The sequence below is a fragment of the Streptomyces anatolicus genome (genome assembly GCF_019400875.1).
GTDB lineage: Bacteria > Actinomycetota > Actinomycetes > Streptomycetales > Streptomycetaceae > Streptomyces > Streptomyces anatolicus.
This window is the reverse complement of the sequence record NZ_WMBF01000062.1, coordinates 1-21,771: the sequence shown is the minus strand read 5'-3', so window position 1 is coordinate 21,771 and position 21,771 is coordinate 1. Positions and strand designations below refer to the sequence as shown.

The window sequence follows — 21,771 nt, the reverse complement described above, 5'->3', positions numbered from 1 at the left end:
CGTACCGCTCGGCGCTGCGGCGGGCGGCGCCGCCCATGGCGCGGCGCAGGTCCGCGTCCTCGATGAGCGTGAGGAGGCCCCGGGCGATGGCGGCGCTGTCGCCCGAGCGGACGAGCAGTCCGTCCTCGCCGTTCCGGATGATCTCGGCGGGCCCGTGGGGGCAGTCGGTGGCGACCACGGGGGTGCCGCACTGCATGGCCTCCACGATGGTCATGCCGAACGACTCCTCGCGGGAGGTGACGGCGGCGATCGCCCCCTTGGCCCACTCGGTGGCGAGGGAGGGGGTGGCGCCCATCAGGAACACGTGGTCGCTCAGGCCGAGTTCGTCGATGCGGGAGCGCAGCGCGGCGTGCTTGGGGCCGCGTCCGTAGATCCGCAGCTTCCAGTCCGGGTGCGCGGCGGCCACGGTGGCGAAGGCGTCCACGAGCAGGCCGTACCGCTTCACCGGGATGAGGCGGCCACCGGCGATGACCAGCGGGGCCCTGCCGTCCGACGCGGCGGTGCCCGGCGGCGGCGAGGCGTTGGGGATGGACACGATCGGGGTCCCGGCGGCGGCCAGTTCCCGGCGGTGCGTGACGGCGTCCGCCTCCGTGACGGTGGTGTGCGCGTCCAGCGAGGCGATGGCCGCGTCCTGCGCGGCGCGGATGCCGGGCTCGTGGGTGCCGTAGACGCGGTGCTCCTGGCCGATCCGCAGATAGTGGCCGCGGCCGAACTCGGCGAGGTAGATCACCAGGCCCGGCCTCGTGGCCACCACCACGTCGGCGTCCGTACGGCCGAGGAACCGCGCCACCCGCCGATCGGTGAGCGCGTCGAAACCGGCGCCGTGCGCCTCGACGCGCGGGACGTACGCCGACGGCCCGCCAAGGAGCGCGCTGCCGAGGTCGTTGCGCGGCGCGTGCGGGCGCTTGTCGATCAGCGGCCGCAGCCGGACCTTTCTGCTGAGCGGCAGAGTGGGCCTGTCGTGCGTCCGCCAGACGCTGACGATTTCCACGTCATGGCGCTCGGCGAGGGCACCGGCGGAATTGAAAGTGGCGCGGACGGTGCCACCGATTCCATAGGCGTTCTGCAGCAGAAAGGAGATTTTCATCGTGCCTTGTCCGGATCGGCAATTTGTCTGGGAAGCCCACTTTTCCATGTCTTGGCGGATTTTCCGGTGAGCACACGCGTAGGGGCGTGATGGCCACTCCGTACGGTGAACGACCGGTCGCCGCGTTGACTCGCCCCGGCATCAAGGGAATTGCGTGAACCACCGCTGCCCGGGATCTTTCGCGGTGCAGGGGGCCAGCCGCAGCCGGGGGTGCGACCGCAGCGGATCGTCCTAGGTCAGACAGCGGCCGGCGGTACGCAGCTGTCCCCACCGCGTGACCCGCCGTGTTCCTCGCCTTCCCGAGTCAGACAGAGGTCGGCCTCGGTGAATCCGGAATCCGTGGAGCCGATCCAGGAGACGATGGTGCCGGGACGGGCGACGGGTATGCGGCGCGGATAATTCCGTTCGAGCCACCGGATGTAATGATCTGCCACCTTTCTGGTGGGCGCGCAGTAATGCCCGGGGCAGCGGTTCACCAGCCTTTCGTCATGAATGTAGTAATGCTCGAAAATGGCCGCCTTCCGTGCGGCCAGGTCGGCGCTGAGATTGGGCGGACGTAACGCATTTCCGTATCCCTCGTATCCCATCAGCCGAGGAGCGTCCGATTCCAGCCGTGCGTGAAGCACCGCGAGACGGAAATAGCGCGCGGTGATCGCGTGATCGCTGTGGTCGGCCCATTCCTTGCCGGAGGACTTCAGTGCGGTGTTGGCGAAGTCCAGGGTGCGGACGGTGTCGGGCCGAAAACGCCTGATGAGGGCGGTCAGGGTGGCGACCAGATCCGATCCGTGTACCGCGCGGAACCGTCCACCGCGCCCAGGACGACGACCTCTTGTTCATCAATCCGGCGATCGCCGAGGACTTCGGGAAAGGGAAGTGCCTCCGCGTGGTGTATGTGACCGCGGGCGACGCCCATCTGGAATGGTCGGGCGGATATGCCGTCCGCCGCGAATGGGGCGTACAGCAGGCGTACAGCGCTCTCGCCGGTATACCGATGCGTCCGGGCGCGCCCAGCCCTTGGGAGTGCGCGCCCGTGAAGGCGGGCGGGCGGACCCTGCACGGTGTGCGTCTGGACACCGGTCCGCTGGGGCCCGACATCCGGCTGCTGTTCCTGCGGCTGCCCGACGGGGGCCGGAGCCGGGAATCGTCGCGGCTCCACAGCCTGCTCGGCCTCTCCAAGCGAGGGTCCATTCGCTCAGCACGAACTTGTAGGTGCGCACGGCACGTAACTCCGGGATGGCCACGTAACTCCGCTTCTCGCGCGAAGCCGGGGCCCGTAAGATCTGCCCGGCGCTGAGCCAAACGAGTGGGGCCCCGGGCCGTCACTCGACCTGCGACCATGGACGGCGCATCGATCCACGGGAAAGGGGCGGCATGCCTGAGTGCGGGCGGACAACGGAAGAGCACCACATACCGAAGGCGGCGGGACCCGCGAGCCCCGCCGCCCTTCGCCGCACCGGGGCCCTCGTCACCCTCGTGCTCGGCGGCCTCACGGCCGTCCCCCCGCTCTCCATGGACATGTACCTGCCGGCCCTGCCGGAGGTGACCGACGCCCTGAGCGCCCCCGCCGCGACCGTGCAGCTGACCCTGACGGCCTGCCTGCTCGGCATGGCGCTCGGCCAGCTCGTCGTCGGCCCGATGAGCGACAAGTGGGGGCGGCGCCGCCCGCTCCTCATCGGCCTGCTCGTCTACGTCCTCGCCACCGCGACCTGCGCCTTCGCGCCCACCGCGGAACTCCTCATCGGCTTCCGGCTCCTCCAGGGCCTCGCGGGCGCGGCCGGCATCGTCATCGCCCGCGCGGTCGTCCGCGACCTGTACGACGGCGTGGAGATGGCCCGCTTCTTCTCCACCCTGATGCTGATCTCCGGCGTCGCCCCCGTCGTCGCGCCCCTCATCGGCGGCCAGGTCCTGCGCTTCACCGACTGGCGCGGCATCTTCGGCGTCCTCACCGGCGTCGGCATCGCGCTGACCCTCCTGGTGTGGCGGCGCCTGCCCGAGACCCTCGCCCCGGAGAAGCGGCACGGCGGCGGCACGCTGGAGGCGCTGCGGACAATGCGCTCGCTCCTCGCCGACCGCGTCTTCACCGGCTACATGATCACGGGCGGTTTCGCGTTCGCCGCGCTCTTCGCGTACATCTCCGCCTCGCCCTTCGTGATCCAGGAGATCTACGGTGCCTCCCCGCAGACCTTCAGCCTCCTCTTCGGCGTCAACTCCGTCGGCCTGATCGCCGTCGGCCAGATCAACGGCAAGATCCTCGTCGGCCGCGTCAGCCTCAACAAGGTGCTCGCGTCCGGTCTGACGGCCATCGCCGTCGCCGCGACGGCGCTCCTGCTCATGACGGCCGGCGTCTTCGGCGATGTCGGCCTCCTGCCCGTCGCCGCCGGGCTCTTCGTCCTGATGTCGGCGATGGGCCTCGCCATGCCCAACACCCAGTCCCTCGCCCTCACCCGCACCCCGCACGCCGCCGGTTCCGCCTCCGCGCTGCTCGGCACCTCCTCCTTCCTCATCGGCGCGATCGCCTCGCCGCTCGTCGGCATCGCGGGCGAGGACACGGCCGTCCCGATGGCCGTCGTCCAACTGGTCTGCGCGCTGGCGGCCCTCGCCTGCTTCGTGGGACTGTGCCGACCCTGGCGGCAGTCGCCCACGGAGGAGGCGGACCACTGAGCGCACACCGGCTCCTGCGCACCGGCACCCCGGCCCGGGCGGGCCTCGACCCGGACGAGACCGACCGCCTCGTCGCCGAGGTGCGCGAGCTGCCGCGCGGGCCCCGGCCCTGGTGCGCGGGGGCCGTGGTGGCCGTGGGCCGTGGCCCGGTCATCGCCGCCGAGGCAGCCGCCGGGTGGGCGGTCCGCTACGCCTCGTACGACCCGGAGGCCGACGCGGGCGTCGAGCTGCCCCGTGAATGGCGGGTGCCGATGCGCACGGACACGCCCTTCGACCTCGCCTCGCTCACCAAGCTCTTCACGACCGTCGCCGCCGTGCAGCAGCTGGAGCGCGGCACGCTCGGCATCGACGCGGGCGTCGGCGCGTACCTCCCCGAGTTCCGGGGCGCCGCCGAGCACGGCGTCACGGTGCGGCAGCTCCTCACGCATACGTCGGGGCTGCGGCCCGAACTCCCCTTGTACGACTGTCCTGACGACGCCTCCCGGCTCGCCGCCCTGCGCGCGGAGGCGCCGGTCACCGAGCCGGGCTCGTACGTCTATTCCGACCTGAACATGCTGCTCCTCCAGCACATCCTGGAGCGGATCACCGGGCGCCGCCTCGACGCCCTCGTCCGCGAGGGCATCACCGGGCCGCTCGGCATGGCCGACACCGGCTTCGGGCCGCGGGCGGACGCCGCCGCGACGGAGGACCAGCGCAGGCCCTGGGCGAAGGTGGACCGGGGGATGCTGCGGGGGGTCGTCCATGACGAGAACGCCTGGGCGCTGGGGGGTGTGGTCGGGCACGCGGGGCTCTTCTCCACCGCCCGTGACCTGGCGGTGTTCTGCCGCATGCTGCTCTGTGGGGGCTCGTACGGGCAGGCCCGCGTTCTTGGCCCCGACCACGTCGAGCTGATGCTCACCGGCTCCGGCCTCGGCTTCGGCGTCGACCAGCCGTGGTTCATGGGGGAACTGGCGGGGCGCGGCGCGGCGGGCCACACGGGCTTCACGGGAACGTCCCTCGTCCTCGACCGCGCCACGGACACGTTCCTGATCCTCCTGGCCAACACGGTGCATCCCCGGCGCAGGCCGGTTGACAACACCCCTAGAGCCTCCGCCGCCACGAGGCTGGCCAGGGCGGCCCAAGCCAGCTGACCTCGCAAAGGCGCCCCGTCAGGGGCGCGAGGAACTGCGCGATCAGCCGAAGACGACCCGCACCCGCCGGACGGCAGCACTAGGCAGACGAGACCGCCCCCCCCACCCCCGTAGGATCAGTGGGTGAACGAGCTGAAAACCCCGGGCGAGAAGCTGAGCGGCGCCCTCGCGAGGGCGCTGGATGGCGTGCCGCCCTCGCAGGCCTCGCAGGCCGTCGCGCGGCTGATCGAGAACTACCGGGGGCAGACCCCGACCGGCGCCCCGATCCTGCGGGACCGCGCCGACGTCGCCGCCTACGCGGCCTACCGCATGCCCGCCACCTTCGAGGCGGCGCACTCCGCCCTGGAGGCTCTCGCGGACGCGGCCCCCGACGGCTGGGCGCCCGCCAGCCACGTGGACGTCGGCGGCGGCACCGGCGCCGCGGTCTGGGCGGCCGCCGCGACCTGGCAGGGCGAGCGCCCCGTCACGGTTCTCGACTGGGCCGAGCCCGCCCTCGCACTGGGACGGGAACTGGCCGCGGAGGAACCCCGGCTGGCCGCCACCCGCTGGCAGCGCGAACGCATCGGCGCCTCGCTCACCGTCGAAAGCGCCGAGCTCGTCACCATCTCGTACGTACTCAAGGAGCTGACCGACGCCGACCGCCGCTCCGTCGTCGACGCGGCGGCGCACGCGGCCACGCAGGCCGTCGTCATCGTCGAACCGGGCACCCCGGACGGCTACGCCCGCGTCATCGAGGCCCGCGACCAGCTCATCGCCGCCGGATACCAGATCGCCGCGCCCTGCCCGCACAGCGCGCCCTGCCCCATCGAACCCGGCACGGACTGGTGCCACTTCTCGGCGCGGGTCAGCAGATCGTCCCTGCACCGCCAGGTCAAGGGCGGTTCACTGGCGTACGAGGACGAGAAGTTCAGCTACGTCGCGGCGACCCGCTTCGACCCGCTCCCGCCGCCGAACCGGGTGGTGCGCCGCCCCCAGATCCGCAAGGGCCAGGTGCTCCTCGACCTGTGCGGGGCCGAGGAGCAGCTGCGCAGGGAGACCGTGACCAAGCGTCACGGCCCCCTCTACCGCGCGGCGCGCGACACGGACTGGGGCGACGCCTGGCCGCCCCGGTCCGAGCAGTGACTCAGGCGCCCCAGGTGCCCTGGTCCACGGCGCAGTTCCAGCCGTTGCCGCGCACGGAGAACTTCACCTTGTAGGAACGGGTGTTCAGCAGGTGCGTGCGCACCTTGACGCCGAGCTTGGCCTTGCCCGCCAGGCTCTTGTCGTACACGGTGACGGTCTTCGACGTCTTGCGGGTGACCTTGCCGCCCTTCGGCGTGGCCTTGCCGAAGCGGATGTTCTTGACGTTGGTCACCGTGAAGCTGACCTTCTTGAAGCTCTTGCTGCTCTTGTTCTTCAGCCCGAAGTACAGGCCCCCGTTGGTCACCCAGCCGTTCCGGTCGATCTGGAAACGCGAGGTGTAGACGATGTCGATCGGGCAGCCGGTGGTGCGCGGAGCGGCGCTCGGAGCGGCCGAAGCGGCGCGCGGCTTCGGCTCCGGCTTGGCCGACGCGGACGCGGCCCCCGCGGTGCCGAGCTGGGCTGCGGTGAGTGCTCCTGCGGTGGCCAGGACTGCGACGGACGTGCGCATGCGGTTCACTGCGCTTACCTCTTCTTCCCCCTGGGCCCGGACGGGCCCGACTGTCTGGTTGTCGTGATGCGGCGCCCGGGAATCGTCTGTCTGTTCCCGCGCGCCCGTATTGGTACCACGAGGAGCGGCGTTAAGTGGAGTTGACGCGCCTCTTATAAACCTCTTAGGCGCTGTGACTATTCACATCCCCATGACAACCAAGATCAGTTCACCCACCGGCGGCAGCGGCCGTTCCGGCGGCGCCCGCGCTCACGCCCGCAGGCGGTCCGACGGCCGCTTCCTCGCCCTCTCCGTCGCCCTGGCCCTCACCGCCGCCGGAGCGACCGCCTACGCCTTCACCGCCCAGGCCGAGTCCGCCCACAGCGACCAGGCCCACGGCAAGCAGGTCGAACTGGCCGTCGACGGCGGTACGGCCGTCGTCGACACCGCCTCCCTCGCCGTACGCGCCCACACCCGCGACGGCCGCGCCCTCACCCTCTCCGACGCCTCCGGCACCGACCTCGGCAGGCCAGGACCTGTGACGCGTACCGGCGAGGGGCGGGCCCGCTGGAGCTACCCCGAGCGCGGCGTCGACGTCACCGCCCGCACCGACCACGGCCGCCTCTCGCTGACCCTGAGGGCACACCGCGACACCTCCGTCAGCTGGCCCGTCACCGGCACCGACGCCGCCGCGTCGGCGCTGCAACTCCCGCGCGGGGAAGGCCTGGACATCCCCGTCACGGACGCCTTCTGGACCACCGGCGAGGGCGCCCTCGCGGGCAGCACCGTCGACGTCGGCGCCGATCTGACCCTGCCGCTGTGGGGCTACTCCCTCGGCAAGCGCACCGGCGTCAGCTACCTCACCCCGACCGACATCGGCACGACCCTCGGCTTCACCGCCCCCGGCGGCCGGCTGCGCGCCACCGCCGAGCACACCTTCGACGGCGGCGACGGGACCCGCGACTACTCCGTCACCTTCGCCCTGACCGACGGCAACCCGGTCGCGCCCGCCGCCGACTACCGCGCCTACCTCGCCGAGCGCGGCCAACTCGGCAGCCTCAAGGGGAAGATCGCGAAGAACCCCGCCACCGCCCGTCTCCTCGGCGCCTTCCACGCCTACACCTGGGGCGAGGCCCGCGAGAGCGCCGGGATCGAGGAGCTGCGCGAGCTGGGCGTCGACCGCATGTGGCTCGGCTACGACGGGGAGCCGTATCCGGACAAGGCGGCGGTGAGCGCCGCGAAGAAGGCCGGGTACCTCATCGGCCCGTACGACTCCTTCGCCAACGGCCAGGACCCCAAGACGGCCGACGCCCCGAACTCCGTCTGGCCCGGCACGGTCTACCCGGACTTCTGCGTCCGTGACGCCAAGGGCGAGCCGGTGACGGGCTTCGGCGGCCGCGGCTGCTACCTCAGCTCGCGCGCCTTCGAGAAGGCGGAGAAGAAGCACCACTACCTCGCCGACCGCACCCGCCGGATGGTCGCGAACGGCGCCGACAGCTACTTCCTCGACGTCGACGCCACCGGCGAACTCTTCCGCGACCACGGCGAGGGCCACCGGATGACCAAGGCCGAGGACCGCGAGCACCGCATCGCGCGCATGCGCCGCATCGCCGACACGGGCCTCGTCCTCGGCTCGGAGACCGCGCAGGCCTGGGCGAACAGGACGCTCGCCTTCGACCACGGCGGCGGGACGCCGGTCGCCGACGGCATGTGGAAGCTCCAGAAGGACCGCGAGAAGTGGGGCGGTTACTACCCCGAGAACGCGCCCGGCGTCTTCTTCAAGCCGGTCCGCCTCCCCGCCGGCCTGGCCAAGGCGATGTACGACCCCCGCTACCGCGCCCCGCTCTACGAGACGGCCCTGCACGGCTCGCTGGTCAACACCGAGCGCTGGGAACTCTCGTACGAGAAGCTGCCCGCCCAGAAGACCCCCCGCGCCCTGCTCGCCATGCTCTACAACACCCCCCTCAACTACGTCCTCGACGGCCCCTCGTTGAAGAAGCACGGCGCCGAACTGGCCGCCCTCCAGAAGTACTTCTCGCCCCTGCACAAGGCAGCGGGCACCGAACAGCTCACCTCTTTCCGCCGACTGACCGAGGACCGCACCGTCCAGCGCACGGTCTTCGGCAAGGGCACGCTGACGGTGACGGCCAACTTCGGTACCAAGGCGTACGGGGGACTGCCGGGCGGCTGTGCCGACGCCCGCCTCAAGGGCGACGACAAGCCGCGCCGGCTCTGCCCGGCCGAGCTGCGAAAAAGCTAGCCCCGCAGCTCCTGCGTGCAGCACTTCACGCTGCCGCCGCCCTTGAGCAGCTCGCTCAGATCCATCCCGATGGGTTCGTAGCCGCGCGCCCGCAGCGGCTCGAAGAGCCCGAGAGCGGCCTGGGGGAGCAGCACATGGAGCCCGTCGGAGACGGCGTTGAGCCCCAGCGCCTCGGCGTCGGGCTCCTCGGCGATCACCGCGTCGGGGAACAGGCTCCGCAGGACCGCCTGGCTGCCGGGCGAGAAGGCGGGCGGGTAGTACATGACGTCGTCCGCCGCGTCGTCCAGGACGGCGAGCGCGGTGTCCAGGTGGTAGTAGCGGGGGTCGATGAGGTCGAGCCCGATCACCGGGCGGCCGAAGAACTCCTGTGCCTCGCCGTGCGAGAGCGGGCTCGCCCGGAAGCCGCGCCCGGCGAGGACGTAGGAGGAGGTGACGGCGAAGTCGCCCTCGCCCTCGTTGATGTGGGTCGGTTCGTGGATCTCGGTGAAGCCGTGCGCGCGGAACCATTCCAGGTGGGCCGCCGCCTCCTCCTCGCGCTCGCGGTAGGCGAAGCGCGCGCCGAGCACGCGTCCCTCCACGACGGTCGCGCCGTTGGCCGCGAAGACCATGTCCGGCAGTGCGGGGCGGGGGGTCAGCTCCTCGACGGTGTGGCCGAGCGAGCGGTAGCGGTCACGCAGGTCCTCCCACTGGGCGACGGCGAGCGGGACGTCGACCGGCTTGGCGGGGTCCATCCAGGGGTTGATGGAGTACGTGACCTTGAAGTGTGCCGGTGGGCACATCAGATAGCGCCGGGGTGTGGCGCGCCGAGGAGAGCGAGGAAAACGGGACAACGAAGGCTCCTCACATACCGCAGGGGTCAGATGCCGCCCGGTTGTGGGCGGGCTGCTGCCCATGGTGCGGCAGTTGCCGCCCCCTGTGGGGCAGTTGCTGCCCATAGTGCGGTGTGAGGAGCCTTCGCGCTGTGCACCGAACGGGTGGTTGGCCGGGCTCATGGCCCCGCGCCGTTCACGCCCGGCCGTCGCCCGTCTCGCGCGCCTCCCGCAGCTTGCGCAGCAGCTCCCGCTTCTGCTCCTGAGGGCTGAGCCCGCCGCCGACGCGTCCACCGCGGCCCGCGCCGCGCAGGGCCTTGCGGGGAAGGTTGCTGCGGGTGCCGCCGACGCCCAGCATGTTTCCGGATCCGCCTCGGGTCATGTGTGCCCACCTCCATCGAAGTCCACCGAGCCAACGAGACGGTTCGTCTCGTCGTAGGCTCCACCATGAGCGAGACGCCGCGTCTTGTCAAGACGGAACGTCTCGGTTCGTCCGCTGCTACATTCGACGGCATGGCTCAGAAGACCGCCCCCGACTCCACGCGCCGCAGCGAACGCTCGCGCCGCGCGATCTACGACGCCGCCCTCGCCCTCGTCACCGAGGCCGGGTACGCCAAGCTGACGATCGAGGCCATCGCGGCCCGCGCCGGCGTCGGCAAGCAGACGATCTACCGCTGGTGGCCGTCGAAGGGCGCCGTCCTGCTCGACGCCTTCCTCGACCTCGCCGAGCAGGCCTCCCGGGCCGCCAGCGAGAACGCGGGACAGGACGCCGTCCAGACCGAGATCACCGACTCCGGGGACCTGGAGGCCGACCTCAAGTTCGTCATGCGGGCCACCGTCGACGAGTTCAACGACTCCAAGTACGACGCCCCCTACCGCGCGCTCGCCGCCGAGGGCCTGCTCAACCCCGAGCTGGGCGAGGAGTTCGTGGCCAAGCTCCTCGAACCGCAGCTCCAGCTCTTCGTGAACCGGGTGCGCCGCGCCCAGGACGCCGGACACGTCCTGCCCGACGTCGACCCCCGTATCGCCCTGGAGCTGTGGGCGAGCCCGCTCGCCCAGCGCTGGCTGATGCGCTCGGGCCCCCTGACCCACGCCTACGCGGACAAGCTCGTCGAGTACGCCCTCTACGGCATCACCCCGCGCCCCACCGCCTCCTGACCCGCCCCGGCCGCGCCGCTCACACCCGCCCGGCGGCCCTCACCGGCGCGATCGGCGTACGCGACAGAAGCCCCGGGGCGTCGGTGATGACGCCGTTGCAGCCGAGCCGCAGCACCCGGTCGCGCTGCTTCGCCGTCGTCACCGTGTGCGCCCACACCCGCGGTACGCCCGAGTTCACCGCGCGCCGCAGATCGCTGTCGCGCGCCTTGTAGTCCACGTCGAGGACGTCCACGTACGACGCCCAGCGCTCGGGCCGGTCGGTGCGCATCTGGACCTTGGAGCGCCACAGCTGCGCCAGCAGGCCCAGCTCGTGGGCGCGGTGCGCGACCGCGGGCCTGTTGGTGTTCACGAAGACCGAGCGGGTCAGGCCGCGGGCGCGGATCATCGCGGCGAGCCTGCCCACGCTCCGCGGATCCTTGGCCTCCAGCATCAGCATGATCCGCCCGCCGAACCGGTCAAGGACCTCCTCGACCGTCGGCGCCCGCTCCGGACGCCACCGGCCGGGCAGCGAGCTGTCGGGCCGCACGAGCACGCCGTGCCACTGGTGCCGGTCGAGCATCCGCACCGGGCCCGTCGCGTACGTGGTGCGGTCCAGGGTCTTGTCGTGCATGACCACCAGCGTGCCGTCGCGCAGTATGCGCGTGTCGAAGTCGATGACCTGGGCGGTGCCGCGCTCGTACGCCGTCAGGAGCCCCGCCATGCTGTTCTCCGGGACCTCCAGGGCGCCGCCGCGGTGCGCGGTGTAGACGACGCGGGGGAGCGCGTCCACGGTCAGCGGCCCGCGGCCCCACTCGATCGGGGCGAGGAAGCCGCTCGGAGCCGTGAGGGTCAGCGCCGTGAGGCCGGTCAGCGCAGTCGTAATGACCATGGCGACACCGTAGGGGGGTAGCGGGCAATGCACCACTTAGTCCGCGATGGGGCGTGATGTCATCCGGCGGCTGGCTTCACCCCGGGTACCCCGGATGTGGGCTCCGGCCCCCGGAGGCGCAGGATGGTGGGACCATGGGTCATGCTTTCGGCACAACGGCGAGGTGAGGGGCTAGATGGGCGCGGAGTTCGGCAGCCGGTCCGGCGGGCAGGGCAGGATTTCCCAGTGGCTTCGCCGTCGTCCCAAGGACACGACGGCCGATGACCGGGCCCGGGAGGACCTGCTGCTGGCCGCGGCGGGCGCCGGTCTGCCGCTCGCCCCGGCCGCGTATCCCTCGGCGTACCGATGTTCGTGCGACCGCATCGGCTGCCCCACCCCGGGCCGGCACCCCGTCTCCTTCGCCTGGCAGACGCAGTCCACGACCGACCGCGGCCAGATCGAGCGGTGGGCCCGCCACCAGCCGCAGGCCAACTTCATCACCGCGACCGGCATGGTCCACGACGTGCTCGACGTGCCCCTGGACGCCGGGCGCGAGGCGCTGCGGCGGCTGCTCGCGGCCGGTATCGAGGTGGGACCCGTCGCCGAGTCGGGCGACGACCGGATGCTGTTCTACACCGCCACCCGCGGCACCCCCGAGGACGAGGACGAGTGGTGGCCCTGTGAGCTGGACTGCCACCCCGAGACGATGGACGAGCACCCCGGCCTGCGCTGGCACTGCCGCGGTTCGTACGTCCTGGTGCCGCCCGCCAGGCTCCCCGGCGACCTGGACGTGCGCTGGGTGCGCGGCCCCGAGCATCCGCTGCCGGATCCGCTGACGCTCCTGGAGACGCTCACCGACGAATGCGCGCGGGTGGCGGGGGAGCCCCGGCACGACACCGCCGCCTGGCCCCTGCGGGGCTGACTCGCCCGGCCCCGGTGCGGGCAGGCCCTACTGGTCGCCCTTGGCGCCCGTGAGCCCCTGGATGCGGCCGAGGAAGGTGACCTTGTCGCCGCTGGACTTCGCCGGATCGACGACGGCCTGGTTCGAGACGCGCTCCAGAGTCACCGACTGCTTCGCCTCGCCCTTCAGGAGGGCCTTCGCGTTCGGGTCGAGGTTGAGGTCGATGCCCTTGGCGACGGTCTGCTTCTCGTAGTGGTGCGTGGCGAAGAAGACCAGCGCCCCGCCGTCCTTCGTGCGCAGCCCCACGGGGGCGAACGTGCCGCCGTTGCGCGGATAGTCCAGGTACTGCACGCCCACACCGAGCCGCTTGGTGTTCCGGTCGCGGGCCGCCTTCCACTTCGATGTGTGGTCGCCGGGGGCGAACGCGTCGCCGCCCGACTTCAGGAACGCCGTGTACGTCTTGCCGAGGTCCTTGGGCGCCACGGCGAGATGCGCCGCGCCGGCCTCGACGGGCACCGCCCAGCCGTCCTTGTCCTTCTTCAGGTCGGGCACCTTGGCGGGCGCCACGAGGTTCAGATAGGACGCCTGCCACAGCTGGTCGGGGCCGCCCTTGGTGAAGATCCACAGCCAGCGGGCGTCGGTCTTGCCGCCGACCTTGCGGTTGGCCTTGGTGTCGGCGAGGAACCAGCGCGGCCAGCCGGCCTTCTTGGGTATCGCGTACGTGACGTCCGTGAGCTTCAGGGGCGTCGCCCCGGGGTTGCCGCCCGGGTGCTGTGCCTGACGCGACCTCAGGCCCGCCTGGTTGATGGCGCCCAGGGGGCCGGTGACCCGGGCGGCGTCGGCGGCCGGGTCGTACGTCTTCTCCGCCTTGTTGTACGCGGCGAGGAAGTCCTTCAGCGCCTTGGCGGCCTCGGTCTTCGTCGCCGCGGGCAGGACCTCCCGCTCGCCGTGCACCGTCACGCAACCGGTCGCCGCCACCGACAGGGCGGCAGCCGTCGCCACCATCGCGACCGGCCGGCAAAGACCGCGGAGCCTGCGCGCGTTACTCATGGGGTCCTTTCACCTTCACCAACGCCGTTCCCGGGCCCGAACCCTACCGGGGCCCTTCCGGGCGTCGGCGGCGGGTTCGCGGCTCCCGGGGCCGGGTGGGCTCAGCCTTTCTCGGCGACGGCCGTCTCGCCTGTCGCGGCGGGCTCGGCGGTCGTGCTCTTGTCCGGCGCGGCGATGGCCGCCTCGCCCGGCGCCGCGGGCTTCGCGGATCCGCGCCTGGCCGGTGCGAAGAAGAAAGCCAACGTCGGCACCAGGTACAGGAGCCAGACCACGACCTGAAGCACCGTCGGGTCCGGCTGGAAGTTGAAGATGCCCTTCAGGAGCGTGCCGTACCAGCTGTCCGGCGGGATCGTCGTGCTGATGTCGAACGCCTTGTCCTGGAGCCCCCCGACGAACTCCGCCTCCTGGAGGTCGTGCACGCCGTACGCGAGGACGCCCGCCGCCACGACGACCAGCATCGCGCCGGTCCAGGTGAAGAACCTCGCGAGGTTGATGCGGACCGCGCCCTTGTAGAACAGCCAGCCGAGCACGACCGCCGTCAGCAGCCCGAGGACCACGCCGAGCAGCGGCCCGTGCGAACCGTCACCGGAGGCCCGCACCGACGCCCACACGAACAGGGCCGTCTCCAGGCCCTCCCGGCCCACCGCCAGGAACGCCGTCGCCACCAGCGCTGCCGTGCCCATCCGGAGCGCCGAGTCCAGCTTGCCGTGCAGCTCGGCCCGCAAGTGCCGTGCCGTACGCCGCATCCAGAAGACCATCCACGTCACCAGGGCCACCGCCACGATCGACAGTGAGCCGCCGAGCGCCTCCTGCGCCTGGAACGTCAGCTCCTGCGAGCCGAACGTGAGCGCGCAGCCGAAGCCGAGCGCGAGCGCCACCGCGACCCCGATACCGGCCCAGATGGGTACGAGCGCGTCCCGCCGCTCCGTCTTCACCAGGTACGCGATGAGGATGCAGACGACGAGGCTGGCCTCAAGACCCTCGCGCAGGCCGATCAGATAGTTGCCGAACATCGGCTCACTCCTCCCCGGTGAACAGGCCCCTGCCCCACCAGTCGTCCTTGTCGCGGACGCCCGGCGGGACCGCGAAGACCGCGGAACCCACGTGCTGGATGTATTCGTTGAGCGCGTCGGAGCGCGCCAGATTGCGCTGGACCGGGATGAAACCGGTGCGCACGTCCCGCTGGTAGGCGAGGAAGAACAGACCGGCGTCAAGGCGGCCGAGCCCGTCGGTGCCGTCCGTGAAGGAGTAGCCGCGGCGCAGGAGCGTCGCCCCGCCGTTGGCGTCGGGGTGCGCGAGCCGCACATGCGCGTCGGGCTTCATCGCCTTCAGGAACGGCTCGTCGTGCTCCTTGGCCTTGCCGACCGGCGCGCCCTCGCCCTTGTCGCGCCCGAACACGTCCTCCTGCTCGCCGAGCGAGGTGCGGTCCCACGTCTCGATGTTCATGCGGATGCGCCGCGCCACGAGATAGGAGCCGCCCGCCATCCAGCCCGGCCCGTCCTTCTCGCCCACCCACACGTGCTCGGCGAGCGCCGCGCCATCCTGCCCGGAGACATTGCGCGTGCCGTCCTTGAAACCGAAGAGGTTACGGGGCGTCTGCGCGTCCGGCGTCGTCGACGAGGTCTTGCCGAAGCCGAGCTGCGACCAGCGCACGGCGACCTTGCCGAAGCCGATGCGGGCGAGGTTGCGGATGGCGTGCACCGCCACCTGCGGGTCGTCCGCGCAGGCCTGCACGCACAGGTCACCGCCGCTGCGCGCCTTGTCGAGGTTGTCGCCGGGGAACTTGGGGAGGTCGACCAGCGCCTCCGGGCGCCGCCCGGAGAGGCCGAACCTGTCGAAGAGCGAGGGGCCGAAGCCGATCGTCAGCGTCAGCCGGCACGGCTTGAGCCCGAGCGCCTCGCCGGTGTCGTCCGGCGGCGCCTCGGCGAGCCCGCCGTAGGCGCCCTCGCCGACCGTGTGCCCCGCGGTCATCCGCGCGGCCGCCTCCGTCCAGTCCTTGAGGAGCCGCACGAACTCCGCGCGGTCGTCCGTCTTCACGTCGAACGCCGCGAAGTGCAGCCGGTCCTGGACGGCGGTCGCGATGCCCGCCTGGTGCGCGCCGTGGAAGGGGACGGCCGCCCCCGAGTCCCCGGCGGGCGCCACCTCGTCGCCGGAGCGGGTCATCGCCACCGCGCCGCCGGCCGCCGCCGCGCCGAGCGCGAGCCCGGCGCCGCCCCAGCCGATCAGCGAACGCCGCGACGGGGCGCGGGTGTTGTCCTCGGACATCGGTTCCCCCCAGCCGCTACTTGGACTTCACGACGGCCGCGGCCAGCTTCGACAGCGGCTCCGCGAGCGCGTTCACACCGTCCTGCAGCTCCTTGCGGTCCGCCTTGCCGACCTTGTCGTAGGAGGTGAAGTCGTAGGAGTCCTTGCCGCCCTCGCGGTACTTCTCCAGGAGCTTGTCCAGGGCCGCGAACTGCTCGTCCAGCTCCTCGGCGAGCTTCGGGTCGTTCTCGGCGGCCACCGGCTTCAGCAGCTCGTAGGACTTCTCGGCGCCCTCCACGTTCGCCTTGAAGTCGACCAGGTCGGTGTGGGAGTAACGCTCCTCCTCGCCCGTCACCTTGCCGGTGGCGACCTCGTCGAGGAGTTCCTTGGCGCCGTTGGCCATGGAGGTCGGGGTGATCACGGCCTTGCCGACCCGCTTCCGCCAGTCCAGCAGGTCCTTGTCGAGAAGGGTGGCCAGCTCCTTCTCGCGCTTGCCGATCTTCTTGTCCTGCCACAGGGCCCGCTCCAGACGGTGCCAGCCCGTCCAGTCCTTCTCCAGGTCCTGACCGTCCTCCAGGCCGTCCTCGCGCAGGTCGACCTTGGGGTCGATGTCGCCGAAGGACTCGGCGACCGGCTCGGTGCGCTCCCAGCCGATGCGGGAGTCCGCGTACGCCTTCTTCGCGGCCGCCAGATCGCCCTTGCGCACGGCGTCGGTGAAGACCTTCGCCTTCGGCAGCGTCGCGTCGGCCTGCTCCTGCGCGTACTCGCGGTAGGCGGCGACGGCCTTGTCCAGGCGGGGGTCGCGCTTGGCGGCCTTGCCGCCGCCGCTGACGGTGATCTTCTGGCGGATGCCGTCGCCCTTCATGCCGGGCTTGCACGCGATCTCGTAGGCACCGGCCTTCACCTCGGCGGTGAGCTTCTGCTTGGTGCCCGGGCCGATGTTCTCGCGCTCGCTGACGATGCGGTCGTCGGGGAAGAGGATGTAGACCTCGGTGACCTTGGAGCCCTTGTTCTCGATGGCCAGCTCGACGTGCCCGGCGGACAGCTCCTTCTTGGAGACCTCGCACTTGTCGTCGGTCGCAGTCACGCTGACGCTGTTCGCGCCGCCCTTGGCGTCGCTCTTCTCCGTGCAGCCCGTGACGGCGGTCAGGGCCGCCGCGGTGGCGACGGCGGTGACGACGGACAGGCGGGCGGGTCGCACGGCGCGCATAGGGGGCTCCAAGACGGGTCACTGACAGGCGTCGACCCCACCGCGGCAGGTGAGGCGGACCTAACTTAACCGACCCTTACCTCGCCGATACCCACCCGTTCCGTGATTCAGCTCTCATGTGGGGCCAGACCCGCCCGTCGCGGAGCGATGACCGGGGCGCCGGTGACCGCCCGGCGCGGAGCGATCACCGGGGCGCCGGTGCGCGGATGCGGGAAGACCTCCACCGGCTGCCGGTACACCTCCGAGAGCAGTCCCTCCTCGAATACGTCACCGGGGGCGCCCTCCGCCGCGAGGGCCCCGCCCCGCAGCACCGCGACCCGGTCCGCGTACGCCGCCGCGAGCCCCAGGTCGTGCAGGACCACCACGACCGCGTCACCGGCGGCGGCCCGCTCCCGGCAGATCCTGAGGACCAGCTCCTGGTGGCGCAGGTCGAGCGCGGCGGTCGGCTCGTCGAGCAGCAGCAGCGGGGCGCGCTGGGCGAGGACGCGGGCCAGCGCGACCCGCGCCCGCTCGCCGCCGCTGAGCGCCGAGAAGGGCCGCCCGGCGAACCCGCCCACCTCGGTGGCCGCCATCGCCTCGCGCACCACCCGGTCGTCGTCGTCCGCCGCGAGCGTCCCGGCCCACGGCGCCCGGCCCATCCGTACGACGTCCTCCACCGTGAAGGGGAAGGACAGCGCGGCGGACTGCGGCAGCACCGCCCGGCGCAGGGCGAGTTCGGGCGCGGACCAGTCGGCCGCCGGGCGCCCGCCGACGCGCACGACCCCCGCGTCGGCGGGCAGATCCGCGGCGAGCGCCGCGAGCAGCGTCGACTTCCCCGCGCCATTGGGCCCCACCAGCGCCAGCACCTCGCCCGCGCGGGCGGCCACCGACACCCCGGCGAGGACGTCGCGCCCGCCGAGCCGCACCCGCACCTCCTCGGCCTCGGCGAGCACGTCACCGGCCGCGCCCCGCTCCGGCAGCGCACGCTCGCGCCCCGCGAAGAGCCTCCTGCCCAGCCGCCCGATCACGCCCAACCCCCTTGCCTGCGCCGGGTCCTGCGCAGCAGCCAGAAGAAGAACGGGCTGCCGAAGAGCGCGGTGAGCACCCCCAGCGGCAGCTCGGCGGGCGCCGCCACCGTGCGCGCCGCCAGATCGGCCGCCACCAGCACGAGCGCCCCGCCGAGCGCGCTGCCGGGCACCAGGAAGCGGTGTCCGGGGCCCGCGGCCATCCGCAGCAGATGCGGCACGAGCAGCCCCACGAAGGTGACGATCCCGGCGACGGCCACGGCGGCCGCCGTCAGCAGCGCCACCACAAGCACCAGCACGAGCCGCAGCCGCTCCACGTCCACGCCCAGATGCCGGGCGGGCCGCTCACCGAGCGCCAGCAGGTCAAGCTTCCGCGCGGAGAAGGGCGCGACGGCGAGGCCGAGCAGCGCGCACGGCAGCACTGCGAGAACCTTCGGCCAGGTGGCCTGCGCGAGCGAGCCCAGCTGCCAGAAGGTGATCTGGCTGAGCTGCGCGTTGTCGGCGAAGAAGAGGCACAGGCCGATCAGCGCCCCCGCGAAGGCGTTCACGGCGATACCGGTGAGGATCAGCGTGACGACCTCCGTGCGGCCGCCCTCGCGCGACATCACGTACACGAGCAGGACGGTCGCGAGCCCGGCGACGAACGCGCAGACGGTGACGGTCCAGTTGCCGAGGAAGCTCAGGCCGAGCGCGATGGAGGCGACTGCGCCGACCGCCGCGCCCGAGGAGATGCCGATGACGCCGGGCTCGGCGAGCGGATTGCCGAACACGCCCTGCATCAGCGCGCCCGCGCACCCCAGCGAGGCGCCGACGAGCAGCGCGAGCACCACGCGCGGCAGTCGCACGTTCCACAGCACGCTCTCGCCGACCCGGTCGAGCGGGGCCCCGCCGAGCCCGGTCCGGTGCTGGACCGAGGCGATGACGTCCCCGAGGGGAATGCCGTACGCGCCGATGCCCGCGGAGAACAGGCAGAGCAGTACGAGTACGGCGACGAGCCCGACGGTCAGCGGGAGGGGCGCGCCGCGCCGGGTCCGGGGCGTCTCCTCGGGGGCCGCCGGGATGGTCCGGCCCCTGGATCGTGCGGTCAGCAGGCTCACTCGGTGTCCCCGTAAAGCTGCTCCACGAGGGAGTCGAGCACCTGGTCGGTGCGCGGCCCGTAGTTGAGGAGCACGCCGTCGTCGACGGAGAGGACGCGGCGGTCCAGACCGGCCGGGGTCTCGGCGACGCCCGGGACCTTCAGCAGCCCGTCGACGCCGTCCACCGACTCCAGACCCTTCGTCATCACGAGGATCGCGTCGGGCGCGGCCTTGGCCAGCGCCTCGCTGGTGATCGCGGTGAAGTCCTTCGTCAGCCCCGACTCCTTGCCCGCGTCGACCGCGCCCGCCGCCTCCAGGAGCGAACTGGCCCCGGACTCACGGCCGCCGAGCAGATAGACGGAGGCGGAGCCGCGCAGGTAGAGGAAGGCGACCCGGGGCTTCTTCGCGTTCTTGGCGCGGGCCCCGGAGGGGATGCCCTTCTGGACCGCCGCGATCCGCTTCTCCGTACGTTCCGTCAGCTCGGCGCCCGCCTTCCCGGCCCCCAGGGCCTTGGCCACCGCCTCGATCCGGGGGCCCACGTCCTCCAGGCCCTTCGCCGGGTCGAACACGACGAGGGGGACGCCCGCGTCGCGGATCTGGTCGATGGCCTCGGCGGGGCCTGTGGTGGTGTCGGCGAGGACGACGGTGGGCCTGAGCGAGAGGACGCTCTCCGCCGAGACGTCGTGGGCACGTGTCACCACCGGCAGCTTCTCCGCCTGTTCGAAGGTGGCGGTGATGTCGCGGGCGACGACGCGCTCGCCGAGGCCGAGGGTGAAGACGATCTCGTTGAGGCCGCCGGTGAGCGGCACGATGCGGCTGGTGTCCTTCACCGTCACCTTGTGGCCGTCGGCCGAGGTGACCGTGGCGGGGAGTTCCGCCTCGGGGGGCGTCTTCAGCGGCTCCACGCGGTCGGGCGCGGCGGCGTGCGTCGGCGCCTTCCGGGGCTGCGCGTCGGCGCCACCGCCGGAGGTCCCGCACCCGGTCAGGCCGAGGGCGAGCGCGGCGGCCCAGGCGCCGGCCATACGGAGTGAGCGCGGCATACGCACCGAAATCCACCGTCCTGTCGAGCTGTTGAGGGTTGGTAGTTTAGGTTAGCCTTACCTTATTAGCTAGAGCTGGAGGGGGTCTCCCATGCCGTCATCCCTGTGGCCGGAGCGGGGGCGTGCCCTCGCCACCCGCGCCGGAGCGGTGGCCGTACTCACCGCGCTCACCGGGGCGCTGCTCCCGGCGGCCGCCGCGCACGCCGAGGACCGCACGGTCCGGGGCGGACGGCTCGACTGGGGCATCAAGTCCTCCTTCCAGAGCTACGTCACCGGGCCCATCGCCCGGGGCGGATCGACGCTCCAGGGCGGGGCGGCGACGGTCGGCAGCAGCCAGTTCCGCTTCCACTCGGCGAAGGGCACGTACGACCCGCGGAGCGGGAAGTTCAGCGCCGGGTTCTCCGGAGGTGTGCGGTTCACCGGGCACAAGAAGGGCGGTGCGTACGGACTCGACCTGACGATCAGCCGCCCCACGGTGAAGGTCACGGGCGGTACCGGCATGCTCTACGCCGACATGGTCAGCAAGCGGAAGGGCAGCGGCAAGGTCACATCGGCCGCGCAGGTGCCGCTCGCCTCGCTCGATGTCAGCGGCATCGACATGACGGGTGGCACCGGCCCCATCGCCCTCAACAACCTTCCCGCGAAGCTCACTTCGCAGGGCGCGAAGGCCTTCGCCGGGTACTACGCGGCGGGTACCGCGCTCGACCCGGTGAGCCTGTCGACGGACCTCGCCGCGCAGTCCGGGTCCGGCGCGTCGGGCAAGCCCGCGCCGAAGCGGTCGGAGCGGCCGGAGCCGTCCGGTGGGAAGACGGAGGCGGGCCGCATCGAGGACGCCGCCGTCGACTGGGGCGTACGCCGCACCTTCCGCGAGTACGTCACCGGCCCCATCGCCAAGGGCCGCTGGAAGCTGACCGGCGGCGCGAAGGACGGGGGCGCGCTCTTCCGCTTCCCCGAAGGCGTGGGCTCGTACGACGCGAAGAAGCAGACGCTGGACGCGGACTTCGCCGGGGCCGTCCGCTTCACCGGGAAGCACGGCCTCGACCTCGCGCTGAGCAAGGTGGCCGTGGAGGTGAAGGACGGCAAGGGCACGCTCTCGGCGGACGTCGACAGCAAGGGCGACCGGGGCGCCACCTTGCGGAACGCCCCGCTGGTCACCTTCGCCACGCCGGAAGGGCACTTGAAGCCGAAGGGCGGCCTCGTCTCGCTCACCGAGGTGCCCTCGAAGCTCACCGCCGACGGGGCCAAGGCCTTCGGCGGCATGTACAAGGCGGGCTCCGCCATGGACCCGCTCTCCCTGGCAGTGGCCGTCGACGCCGACGCGGAGCTGCCCGCGCTGCCGGACCTCGGCTCATCGCCCGCGCCGCGCCCCGAGCGGGCCGCAGGCTCCGAAAGCTCCGAGCGGAAGACGGAGAAGGCGGCGGACGCCTCCCCGGCCTCTTCCGGCTCCTCGAACGCCGTGCCGATCGGCGTAGGCGCGGGAGTGGCGGTGCTGCTCGCGGCGGCGGTCGGCTTCGGCGTCGTACGCAAGAGGCGCGGGGCGGACGGCTCCAAGGCCTCCGGCACCTCGAACACCCCTGACTCCTCCGGCACCTAGAGCGCCCCGACTCGTCCGGCACCTAGAGCACCCCGACTCGTCCGGCACCTAAAAACTCCTGACGCTTACTCCCCCTCCCCCCTCACCCCCC

20 protein-coding genes are annotated in these 21,771 nt (G+C 72.1%); 7 read left to right on the top strand and 13 right to left on the bottom strand.

Going from position 1 to position 21,771, the window contains the following annotated elements; all coding sequences use genetic code 11:
- Window positions 1–1,087: glycosyltransferase family 4 protein (locus GKQ77_RS09125; protein ID WP_219688199.1), on the bottom strand; the 1,087-nt coding region annotated here is incomplete at its 3' end.
- 236 nt (window positions 1,088–1,323) lie between these two features.
- The gene (locus GKQ77_RS09120; protein ID WP_219688198.1) at window positions 1,324–1,713 is read right to left on the bottom strand and encodes a hypothetical protein; all 390 of its coding nucleotides are present in this window, start codon (window positions 1,711–1,713) and stop codon (window positions 1,324–1,326) included.
- 745 nt (window positions 1,714–2,458) lie between these two features.
- Here GKQ77_RS09120 and GKQ77_RS09115 point away from each other — a divergent pair.
- From GKQ77_RS09115 to GKQ77_RS09105, 3 genes are all read left to right on the top strand, one after another.
- Window positions 2,459–3,748 carry a multidrug effflux MFS transporter gene (locus GKQ77_RS09115; protein WP_219688197.1) on the top strand — a complete coding sequence of 430 codons (1,290 nt, stop codon included), beginning with the start codon at window positions 2,459–2,461 and terminating at the stop codon, window positions 3,746–3,748.
- Window positions 3,703–4,878, top strand: a complete 1,176-nt coding sequence (locus GKQ77_RS09110) for a serine hydrolase domain-containing protein (RefSeq protein WP_219688196.1) — start codon at window positions 3,703–3,705, stop codon at window positions 4,876–4,878. Before GKQ77_RS09115 ends, GKQ77_RS09110 begins: the two co-directional genes overlap by 46 nt.
- 123 nt (window positions 4,879–5,001) lie before the next feature.
- Entirely contained in the window at window positions 5,002–6,000 is a 999-nt protein-coding gene (locus GKQ77_RS09105; RefSeq protein WP_219688195.1) for a small ribosomal subunit Rsm22 family protein, read from the top strand.
- A 1-nt stretch (window position 6,001) separates the two neighbouring features.
- Here the strand turns inward: GKQ77_RS09105 and GKQ77_RS09100 are convergent, their stop codons facing one another.
- A complete protein-coding gene (locus GKQ77_RS09100) occupies window positions 6,002–6,508 on the bottom strand; it encodes a hypothetical protein (protein WP_258021052.1) in 507 nt (168 codons plus the stop codon).
- Between the two features lie 190 nt (window positions 6,509–6,698).
- Here GKQ77_RS09100 and GKQ77_RS09095 point away from each other — a divergent pair, with 190 nt between their 5' ends.
- On the top strand, window positions 6,699–8,747 hold the full coding sequence (locus GKQ77_RS09095) for a glycoside hydrolase (protein WP_219688193.1): 2,049 nt from the start codon (window positions 6,699–6,701) through the stop codon (window positions 8,745–8,747).
- Here the strand turns inward: GKQ77_RS09095 and ddaH are convergent.
- Both ddaH and GKQ77_RS09085 read right to left on the bottom strand, forming a co-directional pair.
- Window positions 8,744–9,577 (bottom strand): dimethylargininase, encoded by an 834-nt coding sequence (ddaH, locus tag GKQ77_RS09090; protein WP_372459849.1) that lies wholly within the window; start codon window positions 9,575–9,577, stop codon window positions 8,744–8,746. The two genes, GKQ77_RS09095 and ddaH, sit on opposite strands and share 4 nt — an antisense overlap.
- A gap of 175 nt (window positions 9,578–9,752) precedes the next feature.
- Window positions 9,753–9,938 carry a DUF6243 family protein gene (locus tag GKQ77_RS09085; RefSeq protein WP_219688192.1) on the bottom strand — a complete coding sequence of 62 codons (186 nt, stop codon included), beginning with the start codon at window positions 9,936–9,938 and terminating at the stop codon, window positions 9,753–9,755.
- A gap of 131 nt (window positions 9,939–10,069) precedes the next feature.
- On the opposite strand from GKQ77_RS09085, the gene GKQ77_RS09080 reads away from it, so the two are divergent.
- Entirely contained in the window at window positions 10,070–10,714 is a 645-nt protein-coding gene (locus GKQ77_RS09080) for a TetR/AcrR family transcriptional regulator (RefSeq protein ID WP_219688191.1), read from the top strand.
- Window positions 10,715–10,733: 19 nt separating this feature from the next.
- Here the strand turns inward: GKQ77_RS09080 and GKQ77_RS09075 are convergent, their stop codons facing one another.
- Window positions 10,734–11,582: a glycerophosphodiester phosphodiesterase gene (locus GKQ77_RS09075; protein WP_219688190.1), complete on the bottom strand. Its 849-nt coding sequence runs from the start codon at window positions 11,580–11,582 to the stop codon at window positions 10,734–10,736.
- Between the two features lie 175 nt (window positions 11,583–11,757).
- On the opposite strand from GKQ77_RS09075, the gene GKQ77_RS09070 reads away from it, so the two are divergent.
- Window positions 11,758–12,483, top strand: coding sequence for a bifunctional DNA primase/polymerase (locus tag GKQ77_RS09070; protein ID WP_219688189.1), 726 nt, complete (start codon window positions 11,758–11,760; stop codon window positions 12,481–12,483).
- A gap of 27 nt (window positions 12,484–12,510) precedes the next feature.
- Here the strand turns inward: GKQ77_RS09070 and GKQ77_RS09065 are convergent, their stop codons facing one another.
- The 7 genes from GKQ77_RS09065 to GKQ77_RS09035 form a co-directional block, all read right to left on the bottom strand.
- Window positions 12,511–13,512 carry an SCO2278 family lipoprotein gene (locus tag GKQ77_RS09065; RefSeq protein ID WP_258021051.1) on the bottom strand — a complete coding sequence of 334 codons (1,002 nt, stop codon included), beginning with the start codon at window positions 13,510–13,512 and terminating at the stop codon, window positions 12,511–12,513.
- 101 nt (window positions 13,513–13,613) lie between these two features.
- Window positions 13,614–14,525, bottom strand: coding sequence for an iron uptake transporter permease EfeU (gene efeU, locus GKQ77_RS09060; protein ID WP_219688188.1), 912 nt, complete (start codon window positions 14,523–14,525; stop codon window positions 13,614–13,616).
- A gap of 4 nt (window positions 14,526–14,529) precedes the next feature.
- On the bottom strand, window positions 14,530–15,777 hold the full coding sequence (efeB, locus tag GKQ77_RS09055; RefSeq protein ID WP_219688187.1) for an iron uptake transporter deferrochelatase/peroxidase subunit: 1,248 nt from the start codon (window positions 15,775–15,777) through the stop codon (window positions 14,530–14,532).
- Window positions 15,778–15,793: 16 nt separating this feature from the next.
- Window positions 15,794–16,957, bottom strand: coding sequence for an iron uptake system protein EfeO (gene efeO, locus GKQ77_RS09050; protein WP_219688201.1), 1,164 nt, complete (start codon window positions 16,955–16,957; stop codon window positions 15,794–15,796).
- Window positions 16,958–17,073: 116 nt separating this feature from the next.
- Entirely contained in the window at window positions 17,074–17,970 is an 897-nt protein-coding gene (locus GKQ77_RS09045) for a heme ABC transporter ATP-binding protein (RefSeq protein WP_372459850.1), read from the bottom strand.
- Complete coding sequence (locus GKQ77_RS09040; RefSeq protein WP_308117597.1) at window positions 17,970–19,031, bottom strand: FecCD family ABC transporter permease; 1,062 nt, start codon at window positions 19,029–19,031, stop codon at window positions 17,970–17,972. The genes GKQ77_RS09045 and GKQ77_RS09040 overlap by 1 nt, the downstream gene beginning before the upstream one ends.
- A gap of 32 nt (window positions 19,032–19,063) precedes the next feature.
- The gene (locus GKQ77_RS09035) at window positions 19,064–20,086 is read right to left on the bottom strand and encodes a heme/hemin ABC transporter substrate-binding protein (RefSeq protein ID WP_219688185.1); all 1,023 of its coding nucleotides are present in this window, start codon (window positions 20,084–20,086) and stop codon (window positions 19,064–19,066) included.
- 91 nt (window positions 20,087–20,177) lie between these two features.
- Here GKQ77_RS09035 and GKQ77_RS09030 point away from each other — a divergent pair, with 91 nt between their 5' ends.
- Entirely contained in the window at window positions 20,178–21,680 is a 1,503-nt protein-coding gene (locus GKQ77_RS09030; protein ID WP_219688184.1) for an HtaA domain-containing protein, read from the top strand.
- The last annotated feature ends 91 nt before the right edge of the window (window positions 21,681–21,771 follow it).